The organism is Paraburkholderia jirisanensis (genome assembly GCF_054782355.1).
Window position 1 is genome coordinate 1,163,877 of sequence record NZ_BAAGSQ010000026.1, and the last position, 11,411, is coordinate 1,175,287.

The 11,411-nt window shown below is 65.9% G+C and carries 11 protein-coding genes; 6 read left to right on the plus strand and 5 right to left on the minus strand.

Annotated features, from left to right (window positions below; all coding sequences use genetic code 11):
* Position 1: 1 nt before the first annotated feature.
* A complete protein-coding gene (locus ACYVNQ_RS21520; RefSeq protein ID WP_460904605.1) occupies positions 2-547 on the plus strand; it encodes a DUF1003 domain-containing protein in 546 nt (181 codons plus the stop codon).
* Between the two features lie 23 nt (positions 548-570).
* Here ACYVNQ_RS21520 and ACYVNQ_RS21525 read toward each other — a convergent pair whose 3' ends face one another.
* Complete coding sequence (locus tag ACYVNQ_RS21525) at positions 571-804, minus strand: hypothetical protein (RefSeq protein ID WP_460904606.1); 234 nt, start codon at positions 802-804, stop codon at positions 571-573.
* A gap of 306 nt (positions 805-1,110) precedes the next feature.
* Between ACYVNQ_RS21525 and ACYVNQ_RS21530 the strand changes: the two genes are divergently transcribed.
* The 3 genes from ACYVNQ_RS21530 (at position 1,111) to ACYVNQ_RS21540 (ending at position 4,795) form a co-directional block, all read left to right on the plus strand.
* Positions 1,111-2,511 carry an FAD-dependent oxidoreductase gene (locus tag ACYVNQ_RS21530; protein ID WP_460904607.1) on the plus strand — a complete coding sequence of 467 codons (1,401 nt, stop codon included), beginning with the start codon at positions 1,111-1,113 and terminating at the stop codon, positions 2,509-2,511.
* A 248-nt stretch (positions 2,512-2,759) separates the two neighbouring features.
* The gene (locus tag ACYVNQ_RS21535; protein ID WP_460904608.1) at positions 2,760-3,167 is read left to right on the plus strand and encodes an FKBP-type peptidyl-prolyl cis-trans isomerase; all 408 of its coding nucleotides are present in this window, start codon (positions 2,760-2,762) and stop codon (positions 3,165-3,167) included.
* A 167-nt stretch (positions 3,168-3,334) separates the two neighbouring features.
* Complete coding sequence (locus ACYVNQ_RS21540; protein ID WP_460904609.1) at positions 3,335-4,795, plus strand: mechanosensitive ion channel family protein; 1,461 nt, start codon at positions 3,335-3,337, stop codon at positions 4,793-4,795.
* Between the two features lie 210 nt (positions 4,796-5,005).
* On the opposite strand, the gene ACYVNQ_RS21545 is transcribed toward ACYVNQ_RS21540, so the two are convergent.
* The gene (locus ACYVNQ_RS21545) at positions 5,006-7,189 is read right to left on the minus strand and encodes a 2Fe-2S iron-sulfur cluster-binding protein (protein WP_460904610.1); all 2,184 of its coding nucleotides are present in this window, start codon (positions 7,187-7,189) and stop codon (positions 5,006-5,008) included.
* A gap of 72 nt (positions 7,190-7,261) precedes the next feature.
* Entirely contained in the window at positions 7,262-7,873 is a 612-nt protein-coding gene (locus ACYVNQ_RS21550; protein WP_460904611.1) for a glutathione S-transferase family protein, read from the minus strand.
* 342 nt (positions 7,874-8,215) lie between these two features.
* Between ACYVNQ_RS21550 and ACYVNQ_RS21555 the strand changes: the two genes are divergently transcribed.
* On the plus strand, positions 8,216-9,031 hold the full coding sequence (locus ACYVNQ_RS21555; RefSeq protein WP_460904612.1) for a TlpA family protein disulfide reductase: 816 nt from the start codon (positions 8,216-8,218) through the stop codon (positions 9,029-9,031).
* A 107-nt stretch (positions 9,032-9,138) separates the two neighbouring features.
* Entirely contained in the window at positions 9,139-9,603 is a 465-nt protein-coding gene (locus ACYVNQ_RS21560; RefSeq protein WP_460904613.1) for a DUF302 domain-containing protein, read from the plus strand.
* 152 nt (positions 9,604-9,755) lie between these two features.
* Here the strand turns inward: ACYVNQ_RS21560 and ACYVNQ_RS21565 are convergent, their stop codons facing one another.
* A complete protein-coding gene (locus ACYVNQ_RS21565) occupies positions 9,756-10,520 on the minus strand; it encodes a hypothetical protein (RefSeq protein ID WP_460904615.1) in 765 nt (254 codons plus the stop codon).
* Between the two features lie 139 nt (positions 10,521-10,659).
* A complete protein-coding gene (locus ACYVNQ_RS21570) occupies positions 10,660-11,364 on the minus strand; it encodes a GntR family transcriptional regulator (protein WP_460904616.1) in 705 nt (234 codons plus the stop codon).
* Between the last annotated feature and the right edge of the window lie 47 nt (positions 11,365-11,411).

Consider the following 11,411-nt stretch of genomic DNA (forward strand, 5'->3'; position numbering starts at 1 on the left):
CATGCCCAGCTTCGATCCATCTTCCCCGCAGGCAACGCCTCCCACCGCGCCCGAGCGTCATCCGTTGCGCTTTCACGTCGGGCATGCGCATCTTGCTTCGCCGTTCGGCGATGCGTGGTTCGCACTGAAAGCGGAAGCGTTCGCGCGTTTCTTCGGCACGCCGACCTTTCTCCTCACACAAACGGCGATCGTGACCGTGTGGGTGCTGATCAATGTAGTGGGCCTCGTCAAGTTCGACGTCTATCCGTTCATCCTGCTCAATCTTGCGTTCAGCTTGCAGTCTGCTTATGCGGCGCCGCTGATTCTGCTGGCGCAGACGCGTCAGGCCGATCGCGACAAGGCCGCGGCAGAAGCGGACGCGCAGCATCGCGAGGCGCTCGCTCACGCCGCTGAAATGCGCGAGACGCAGATGGCCGAGCAGACTGCGCAGCTATCCGCGCTGCTGCGCCAGAACACCGAACTCACCGAAACCACGCGGCAACTGAGCGAACGCATCGAAATGCTGACGCGCGAGATGCATCAGAAGCTGGTCGAAGCGAAAGGCTGAACGGGCACGTTCTGGCCTGAGATTTACGCCGCTTCGCGTGTGGCTCCGTGCATCGGCGCATCGGTGGTTTCGAACGCGGTGCGCATGCGCGGCGAATACTGCGCTCGCCGGGCTTCATGTGCCGCGAGTGCTTTTTCGCAGGCGCGCTTCATCAGCCGTTCGTCGATTTCGCGCACGGCCACCGCCAGCAGGCAGGCCAGCGAGGCCATTGCAATACCGACTGCAAAAAACAGCGAGAGTGACGGGTAGAAGTTCATCAGTGTCTCCTGAACAAGAGCCTGCTTTTGCCTTTGCCGGTGCGGCGAACAATGCGGTGCGGCTCGGATGAAGGGCATCGTAGCGGCACACAATGAGCGCAAAGTTAGCAACGCAGACTCCGCCTCTGCCCGCGTGTATCCGCCCGGATCCGCCTGGGTATCGCCCGATCCGCGCCCGTGCGAACTCGCTAAGGCTTGCGCATTCTGCTAAACCGGCCGCGACCCGGACCGTGACAATGTCCGCGCCTTTTGTGAAATCGCACGGGCGATTTCATGAGATCACGGCAATCACGACGGAGAGAGTGAATGGCCAATCCCGAACATTTCGACACCCTGATTCTCGGCAGCGGTCAGGGCGGCAAGCTGCTCGCATGGCATCTGGGGCGCAGCGGGCAACGCGTAGCCGTGGTGGAGCGCCAATGGGTCGGCGGGTCCTGCCCCGCAGTGGCGTGTCTGCCGACCAAGAACGAAATCTGGAGCGCGCGCATTGCGCACCTCGCGCATCACGCCGGGGACTTCGGCACGCAGACCGGCCCGGTCAGCACCGACCTGTCGAAGGTCTTGCAGCGCAAGCGCGACATGGTGCAACGCGAAGTCGAAGCACACCTGCAGTTCTACGAGTCGAGTGGCGCCGAACTGGTGATGGGCAGCGGCCGCCTGATCGCGCCGAAAACCATCGAAGTCACGCTCAACCATGGCGGCACGCGTACCTTGACGGGCACGCAGCTGGTCATCAACGTCGGCTCGCATGCGGCGATTCCGGACATCGCGGGTCTCGCCGACGCCAAACCGCTGACGCATATCGAAGCGCTCGAAATCAACCAGCAGCCGGCCCATCTGATCGTGCTCGGCGGCGGCTACATCGGCATCGAACTTGCGCAGGCGTTCCGGCGTTTCGGCAGCCGCGTGACGATCGTCGATCACAATCCGCAGCTGATGCATCGCGAGGATCCGGACATCGCCGAGGAAGTGCTGCGCATTCTGCGTGACGAAGGCGTGGAGGTGATACTGGGTGCGCAGACCACCCAGGTCAGCGGGCAATCCGGCCAGACCGTGCGCCTCACGGTGCGTACCAGCGGCGGTGAACAGGGCGTCGAAGGCAGCCATCTGCTGGTCGCGGCAGGGCGCATTCCGAACACTGCCGGCATCGGCCTCGACAAGGCGGGCATCGAGCTCGACGAGCGCGGTTTCGTGCGCGTCAACGAAAAACTGCAGGCGAGCGCGCCGGATAGCTGGGCAATCGGCGAATGCGCGGGCAGCCCGCAATTCACGCACGTGTCGGTCGACGACTTTCGCATCGTGCGCGACAACATGGCGGGCGGCAGCCGCAGCACGCAGGATCGGCTGGTGCCGTACTGCATGTTCACCGACCCGCCGCTCGCGCACGTCGGGCTCAACGAACGCGAAGCGGCGCGCCAGCAGATTGCGGTGCGCGTGGCCAGGCTGCCGATGACCCACGTATTGCGCGGCGAAGCGACCGACGAAACGCTCGGCTTCATGAAAGTGCTGGTGGCAGCCGACGACGATCGCATTCTCGGTTTCACGATGCTCGGCGCGGAATCCGGCGAAGTGATGGCGGCGATGCAGACGGCGATGCTGGCGGACCTGCCGTACACGAAGCTGCGCGACGCGGTGATTTCGCATCTGACCTATGCGGAAGGGCTCGGGCCGCTGCTGGGCAACGTGCCGGCGCGCAGCGTCAAGTAGCGCGTCGGGTGCCGCCGCCGGTGCAATGCCTCGAAGTCGATGCGCCGGCGGCGCGAACCAGAACCCATCGGTACGAAGCGGCAGCGCCAGGAGCAGCGCAACGAGTAGCCCAGGCAGCACAAAGCAGCGGCGCGAAGCACACCCCGGTCGCCCCGGCGTTTCGCGCCGCTCCTTCTCCCAACGTGAATGACATTTCGCTGCAGAAGCGATTCGCTACAATAGCGCCGCCCATTCACAAGGAGATATCCATGAAACATGCACTGTTCGCGCTTGCCGCGGCGCTCGTCGCAACCGTTGCCAGCAGCGCCTACGCCGCAGGCAGCACCGAGAAGCTGCCGTCCGGCGTGGTCGTCCAGCATCTGACGGCCGGCAGCGGCGCGCAACCGGCGGCTACCGACGTCGTCAAGGTGAACTATCGCGGCACGCTCGCCGACGGCACCGAGTTCGATGCGTCCGCCAAGCACGGCGGCCCGGCTACGTTCCCGCTGAACCGCGTGATCCCGTGCTGGACGCAAGGCGTGGCGACCATGAAGGTCGGCGAAAAGGCCAAACTCACGTGCCCGGCGGCAACCGCCTACGGTTCGCGCGCGGTCGGCACGATTCCGGCCAACAGCGACCTGACCTTCGAAGTCGAACTGCTCGGCATCGTCAAGTAAAGCGCTTGCCCGCGTGCCGCGGTGCATGCCGCCGCGCGCGCGGGACCTCTGCGGCAAGCTTCTTGCACTGCATGGTACTGTGAGCGCCTGCGCTCTCGTGTCGCGCCCAGCATGATGATCCGGCGCCGCGGCACGCTGCCGCGCGACTTTCTTCGCATGGAGATGCCTTGGATCATCCGTTGCTGCTCGGCTTTCTGACGCTGGCCGCCGATCTTGCCGTGTGGCGCTTCGGCCGGCCGCAAAACGAAGTCGCGCGACTGTTCGTGCGGCTGCTGCTATTCACGATTCTCAGCTACATCCTGTTCGACTCCGGGCTCAGCCCGTTTTCGCAGGCGCCCGGTTTCGGCGCGATGCCGCTGCATCTGCTCGGCCAGGTGCTGGAAATCGTCTGGTGGCTGAACGGCGCGCGCCTGTTGAGTCTCGCGCTCGATACGCTGCTGCTGCCGCGCCGCTGGCGCCGCCAGCGTCTGTTCCAGGATGTGTTCGGCGCGGTGGTGTTTCTGGCCTCGGTGGTCGCTTCGCTCGGCTTCGTGCTCGAACTGCCGGTGCGCGGGCTGGTCGCGACTTCCGGCGCGTTGGCGATCGTAGTCGGTCTGGCGATCCAGAGCACGCTGAGCGACGTGTTCGCCGGCATCGTGATCAACACGACCGAGCCGTATGAAGTGGGCGACTGGGTCGAGATGTCCGACGTCGAAGGGCGGGTGGTCGAGATGAACTGGCGCGCCACCCATCTGCTCACTTCGCAGGGCAATGTCGTGATCGTGCCCAACGCGGTGGCCGCGAAAACCAACATTACCAACAAGAGCCGGCCCGGCGCGCTGCATGGCGTGACGGTGGGGCTCGAACTGTCGCCGCAGGAGCGCCCGGCCACTGTGATCGGCGCGCTCGAACGCGCCTACGGCAGCCTGACGTCGATCATGACCGACCCCGCGCCTTACGTGCAGGCCAAGCGCAGCTCGATGAACTCGATCCTTTACGAGGTGACCGTGTTCGTCAACGAGATGGGCAAGAAGACGCCTGTGGGCAACGATCTGTATGACCTGTGTTACCGGCATCTGGCTGCGGCGGGGGTCGACATGCGGCCGCTCGGCGTGCCGGCGGTGCCCTCGTTGCGCGAAGACCCGCGCGAGGCGCTGGTGCGGCGCGTCGACCTGTTCACCGCGCTGGACCGCGACGAGGTGCATGAACTCGCGCCGCTCCTGACGCGCGAAGAATATGAAATGGGCGCGGTGCTGTTGACGCCCGAGCAGGTGCCCGACCGGCTGACGATCGTCGAATCGGGCATTCTGCGCGTCACGGTCGTCGATTCCACCGACGGTGAAGTCGAAGTGTCGCGTCTTGGCCCCGGCGATACGCTCGGCGAAATCGGGCTGCTGTCGGGCAAGCCGATGCGTGTGACAGTGTCGGCCTTGACCCGCGTGATCGTGTTCCAGTTAGGCAAGGAACATCTGACGCCGGTGCTCAAGCGCAGGCCGGAGGTGGCGCGGCAGATGTGCGAACTGGTGGCGCGGCGCAAGGACACGCTGCTCAAGCTGTCCGCCGCGGCGCCGGTCAACGGCAATCAGGAACATTCGCTGTTTCAGTGGCTGGTCGACGGCGTGCGCAAGCTGCATAATCTGACGTTTTGAGCTGGCGCGGGCGGCGTCGCCGCGTCGTGCTCATGGCGCGTTGCCAGGCTCGCCTTGTTCGCAGCTTTGCTCGCGGCGCGTTGCTCAGAGCGCCTTGCTCGGAGCGCTTGCTCACAGCTTTACGCGCAACGCGTTGCCCGGAGCGCTTGCTCGCAGCTTCGCCAGCAGCGCCAGCAGCGCCAGCAGCGCCTTCCTCGCAGCGCGCCTTGCTCACAAATCCAGCACCAGCGGCTTCATTACGCCGTCTTCCTGTTTCGCCGGCACCGAGCAGCAGATCAGCGCTTCGTTGTCAGCCGTCTTGAACTCCGGCTGATTGGCATAGCTCACCGCACCTTCGACGATCCGCGTGCGGCAACTGCCGCAACTGCCGGCGCGGCAGCTGAATTCAGGCGCGAGGCCGCGTGCTTCCGCCAATTCCAGCAGCGAGCCGCTGCCCGGCGCCCAGCGCGCTTCCTTCGCGGACTTCGCGAAGATCACCGGCGTCGGCTGCTCCGCGGGCGGCAGGAGTGCCGGCCTCGCATCCTCAGCCTGCTCCGCGCGCCGGCGCTGCATCGACGCAGGCCCGAACGCTTCCGCATGAATCCGCTCGTCGGCGATGTTCAGATCGCGCAAGCCGTCGTACAGCGACTGCATGAACCCGGCCGGCCCGCACAGATAAAAGTCGTAGTCATCGAACGGCAGCGTGTCGCGCAGCAGTTCGATGTCGATCCGGCCTTCGTGGTCGTAGTCCTTGCCGGACTGTGCGCCGCGCCGGTCTGATAGCGCGCGCACCACCTGTATCGCGCCGTCCGAGGTTTGCTCCAGATAGTTCAACTCTTCGCCGAACGCGCGCTCGGCCAGCGTGCGCGACGACTGAAACAGCCACGTCGGCCGCATGCGCCGCGTGCGCATCCCTTCGTAGACGATATCGCGCAGCATCGCGACCATCGGCGTGATGCCGACGCCCGCGGCCAGCAGCACCGCCGGGCGCCGCTCGTGCGCATCGAGCGTGAAGTGCCCCGCCGGTGCACGCGCTTCGAGGACGCTGCCCACTTGCAGCGTGTCATGCAGATGGCGCGACACGCGGCCTTCGCGCTTGACGCTGATCCGGTATGCGCTGTCCGCGGGGCCCGACGACAGCGTGTAGGTTCGGCGCACGATGGTGCCGCCGGCTTGCGCGGGCACGGCACTATCGGCAGCGGCGTCATCTCCGTGTGCAGCACCACCGGCTGTAGCACCATCCCCCGCAGTATCAGCCCCATCCGCCAGCGTCACACGAATCGGCAAATACTGGCCCGCCTGATGCGGCACCAGCCCCGCGCCGTCCATCGGCTCCAGATGAAACGAGCGGATCGTGCTGCTCTCGTCGACGATCTGCGCCACGCGAAACGGCCGCCACGCATTGGCAAGCTCGCTTGCTTTCACGCGGCTCGCCGCTTCGCGCCAGTTGCCGGTCATCAGCGAGTTGATCGACCAGCCGTCCTGCTTGAAACTCCAGCGCAGCGGCAGCGCGCCGGCGCGATACACGATGCGCCGTGGCGTAAAGTGCCACAGGCGCTCCGCGCCCTGAAACGCGGCGATTTCCGCGGAGTCGAGATCGACCGTCGCGTCACCGGTCATTTGCAGCACGTCGCCGCTGGCGAAATCGACGAACACCAGCCCCGCGCGCGGGTTGATCAGGAAATTGCCGAGCGTCGCGAAGAACAGATTGCCGGCGAAGTCCGGCACCGTCAGCACGCCGTCCGCACCGATCCGAACAAAACCGGTGTTGCCGCCGCGATGCGATACGTCGACCTGGCGGCCGTCGTCGCGATCCACATACGACGCCACGAAGAACGTGTCGGCGCCTTCGATCATCGCGCGGGCGCGAGCGTTCAGCGTGTTGCTGTACTGCGGCGCGTCATCGGCCCACTGCATCGGCTCGCGCACGAATTCGAAGCTGCGCAGCTGGATGTACTGCGGGCAATTGCCGAAGCTCTGGTCGACGCCGATCGAAAAGCCGCTCGCCGAACGCCCGCGCACCACGCCGTTCATGCGATTGCGGCGCCGCGTGTGCAGCTCGATGCCGAGCAGGCCGACTGCTGCGCCGTCATGCACGCCGGCGTAAGCCGGATCGCGTGGGTCGGGCAGTGCGCTGACGTCGAGCGCGTGCGGGTTCGGCGACTGCATGAAGCCAGGCCGCCCGGCGAGCATCGTGGCCCACACGTCGCCGTCGTCGTCCACCGCGCCGAACGCGACGAACGGCAGTTGCGCGAAAAACGTGCGGTGCTGGTCGGGCATGAACGTGCGCACTACCCGCGTGCCGATCTCGGCCATCCGCTCGGCGACGCCGACGCGCTGCTGCAGTTCCACCTCGCCCTTGTGCCACGGCGTGGTGTCGGTTTTGTCGCGTACGGCGGGGGAGATCGCGTCCATGCTTGCACTCCTGCGGCCCGGCTCATGCCGGGCCTGTTCGTCATGTGGTGCTACAGCCGATGTCTTCCAAGGTCAGGCCGCGAGCCCGACCGGCGTGTTGACGAACGACACGAAGCCCGGCAGTGCTTCGATACGCGCGAGCCACGCCAGCACGTGCGGGTAGCCCGACAGGTCGACGTTGCCTTCCGGAGCGCGCGCGATGTAGCTGTACAGCGCGACGTCCGCGATGGTCGGCTTCGCGCCGACGATAAACGCGCGCTCGGCGAGTTCGGTTTCGAGCAGACTGAGAATCCGGTGCGCGCGGGCAATCACTTCAGGCGCGCGGTAATCGCTCTTGAACACGGTAATCAGGCGTGCAGCCGCCGGGCCGTAGGCGATCTCGCCGGCCGCCACCGACAGCCAGCGCTGCACGGCCGCTTCGGCCGCCGGCGTATCCGGCAACCAGTCGGTCTTGCCCAGCTTGCGCGTGAGGTACACGAGGATCGCGTTCGAATCGGCGATCACGAGGTCGCCGTCGACCAGCACCGGCACCTGCCCGAAACGGTTCAGCTTCAGGAACTCCGGCGACTTCTGCATGTTGGCGGACAGATCGACTTCGATCAGTTCGTGGTCGACACCCAATAGCGACAGCAGCAGGCGGGCGCGATGCGAATGGCCGGAAAGCGGGTGGTAGTAGAGCTTCATGGTGATATCGGTCTCATATGCTGGTGGGCGCCGGACGATCCGTGCCCCTGCTTCGCAGTGTAGGCAAGCACGGCGCATCACTGAATACGCGGCGCGCCCAAAGGATTCTTCTCGTAACGAGAATGATCGCCGTGCGACCCTTGCAGCCAGTGGCGGTGGCGGCCGCTGTTGGCGGCTGTCGGCAGCGGCGGCCGTGCGTGCGCGAGTCGAGCCGAACAGGCATAGGCTTGAGACGTTCGAGCATGCGCCCGGGCGGCTCGCACGGCTACACTGGCGCCAGAAAGTGTCTTTTTCCTGATGCACGTGGCACGTGCTGATCGACGCACCTCGGACGAACCCCGGATGAATCTCGGATTTTTTTCTCTGCCCATCACCCCGTTGATCCTGTTCGCCAGCGTGATCGCAGCGCTGCTGGCCGCACGCTTCGCCGGCAAGGCCGCGGCAAACGTGGACCAGACCGTTTTCACCGCGTTGCTGGTTGGCCTCGTGGCGGCGCGGCTGGTATTTGTCGGACGCTATCTGCCCGCGTATGAAGGCAACCTGCTGAAGATGCTCGATTTCCGCGATCTGGGCTTCGATGGTCTGGCCGGCGTGGTCGCGGGTGCGGCCGTGGCGGCGTGGGCGCTGCTGCGCCGCCGCGCGGTGCGCAAGCCGCTGGTAGCGGCGCTGGTGGCCGGCGTGGCGACCTGGAGTGTGGCCACCGCCGCGGCCGAACATGCACGGACGCCGCAGACGGTGCCGGGCGTGCGGCTGGCGGATGGCGGCGGACAGTGGCAGACGCTCGCGCGGCACGACGGCAAGCCGCTGGTGGTCAATCTGTGGGCGACGTGGTGTCCGCCGTGTCAGGCAGAGATGCCGGCGTTGGCGCGAGCCCAGGCCGAGCACGCGGGCATCGACATGGTGTTCGTCAATCAGGGCGAGACGGCCGGCACCATCGAAAATTTTCTGCAGACGCACGACATCCGCATCGCCAATTCGCTGCTCGACCCAAGGCTCGAAGTGGCGCGCGCGGTGGGCGCGGCAGGGTATCCGACGACGTTGTTCTACGATGCGCAGGGGCATCTGGTCGCCTCGCATCTCGGGCCGTTTTCGGCGGCGACCTTCCAGCAGGCGCTCGAACAACTGTACCCGCAGCAGGCGCCGGAGGCTGCGCGATGATGCGCCGGGAACCCGCTGCAACGACGTTACGTCTAGCTGGCCGCGCAGCACGCCTGCGGTACGCTGCGCCGCTGATCGTATTCATTCTTTCGATGACTGGAGCCGTCATGACTGTCCGAGCCGCCACTGCATCCGATGCACCCGAAGCGCCCGACGCATCGCGCGTGAGTCACGCATCCGCTGCGAGCCTCGCTGCACTCGTCACGCTGCCGAGCCCTTACGATTTCGCCACCACGGTCGCGCGGCTGAAAGAAGCGCTCGTCACGCACCACGTGACGCTATTCGCCGACATCGATCAGAGCGAGGCAGCCGCGCAAGTCGGTATGCCGCTGCGCCCGACGCGGCTGTTCCTGTTCGGCAATCCGAAGGGCGGCACGCCGGTGATGGCCGCGAATCCGCATGCGGCGCTCGAACTGCCGCTGCGCGCGGTGGTGTGGCAGGACGATGCGCAGCATGTGTTCATCGACTATCAGGATGTGACGAAGACGCTGCCCGCCTATGGCGTCGATGCGCAACTGCTCGCGCCGTTGCAGCAGGTGCCGGCGCTGCTGCGTCAGGTGGTGCAGCAGTAACGACGGATCGCGCCGCCGTGGCGGTGGCGTGGATCGAGTGGCCTGGGTTGTTTCGGTCGCGTGAGTTAGTCGAGCAGCTTCAGCTGTCTGCGTTGCCTACGTTGGTTGCGCGACTTGCCTGCGCGGCGTGCTTGTGCGACGTTGGTCGCGGCCTAGCTGCGGCCGGCTCCGGATGGCCCCGCGGCGTTCTGCTGGCGCAACTGCGCCAACACTTCGAGATTGCGCTGGGTGTCGCGCAGCTCGCTCATGGTTGCACGTTGCGCGGTGCGCGCGTCTCGCAAGAGGTTCTGCCACTGGGTCAGCCGATCTTGCGTCAAGGCCAGCATGCGCTCGTGTGCGCCGGGGTCTTCTCCGCGCTCGCGTAGCGCTGCTATCTCCGCCTGCAGACCCGGGATGTCCAATTCCATCCGTTCCAGTTCCACCTGTATGTCGCGTTCGCTGCTCGCCAGGTCCGCGAGCATCCGGTATTGCGCGTCGCGCTTTTGCAGCAGATCCTGATGTCCGGCTTCAAGCCGGTCGCCCGGGCTGCCGCCACGCAAACCGGTTTCGATGCCGTCGCGTGTGCGAGCTTGCGCTGCGCTGCGGCCGCGAATGCTTTCGAGCAGACGCACGCCGGTTTGGCCGGTGGTCATGTCGTGCTGTCCTGTGCGGATTTCCGGCACCGGTATGCGCACGCCGGCGTACGTGCCGCGTTGTGTCGACGCGATACCGGCGTGATGGGACAGCGGCAACAGAGGCGAGCGTTGCGCAGATGTGAAGGCCTGCCGGCCGACGATGGCGGATACGATTGGTGCTCCCGCATAGGCAGACCCGCGTGGCGGTTCGCCGCGCAAGGCGGCAGGCGCCGGCTCCACGGCGGCGGGCAGCCGGCCTTCCGAAGCGTGCCAGGGTGCTTCAGCGAAGCGAAATACGTTCATGCTGAACCTCGTCTGCGTGATTGGAGGTGCACTGCGTGTGCTGTATATCGCGGGACGACAGTGCAGCGCATGAACGTATTAACGCAAAAACGGGCCGTGCGAGGTGGTACAGGAAGCAGGGCTTTTCGACCTTACGCCCTCAGAACTTTCCCGGCTCGTGTTGCCACGCCTGTTCGATCGCATGCAGCGCGCCGAGCACGATCGAGCGGTTCAACGCTGCGGCGAGCGTGCCGTCGCGCTCTTCATACGCTTCGCACAGCCGCTGATGATCCGCGCACGAGCGCTGCAGACGCCCGGGCAGCGACGTACTCAGATGCCGCAGCCGGTTGGTGCGCAACCTCAGCGTATCGAGCACTTCCTTGAAGATGCCGTTGCGGCTCACACGCAGTTCTTCGTCGCGAAACGCGACGTTGGCCCAGAAATAGCCATCTACGTCGCCGCGCGCGGCTACTTCGGCAAGCTTTGCGTGCGCGCGCCATAGCGCGGCGATGTCGTCCGCGGTGGCATGCTCGACGATCGCGTGCGACACCTGCGCATACAACATCGCGCGCAGTTGGTACAGCTCGCGCACATTCTTGATGTCGAGCGTCGACACGCGCGGCCGGCGGCGCGGCGACCAGTCCACCAGCCCCTCGCGCGACAGCACGAACAGCGCTTCGCGCACCGGCGTGCGGCTCAGGCTGAAGCGTTTTGCGAGGTCGACCGAGTTCAGGTCGTCGCCCGGCTGCAGCCGCCCCTCGATGATGCCGCGCGCCACCCAGTCGACCACCTCCGCGACGCGCGGCGAGTCGTTGGGCGAGTCGTTTTCTTCTACCGCCGCGCTTGTTTGTCCTTCCTTGTCCATCGCATCTCCTCTCGACCTCGTTGCCTGCGCGGTTCGCGAGGCCAGAT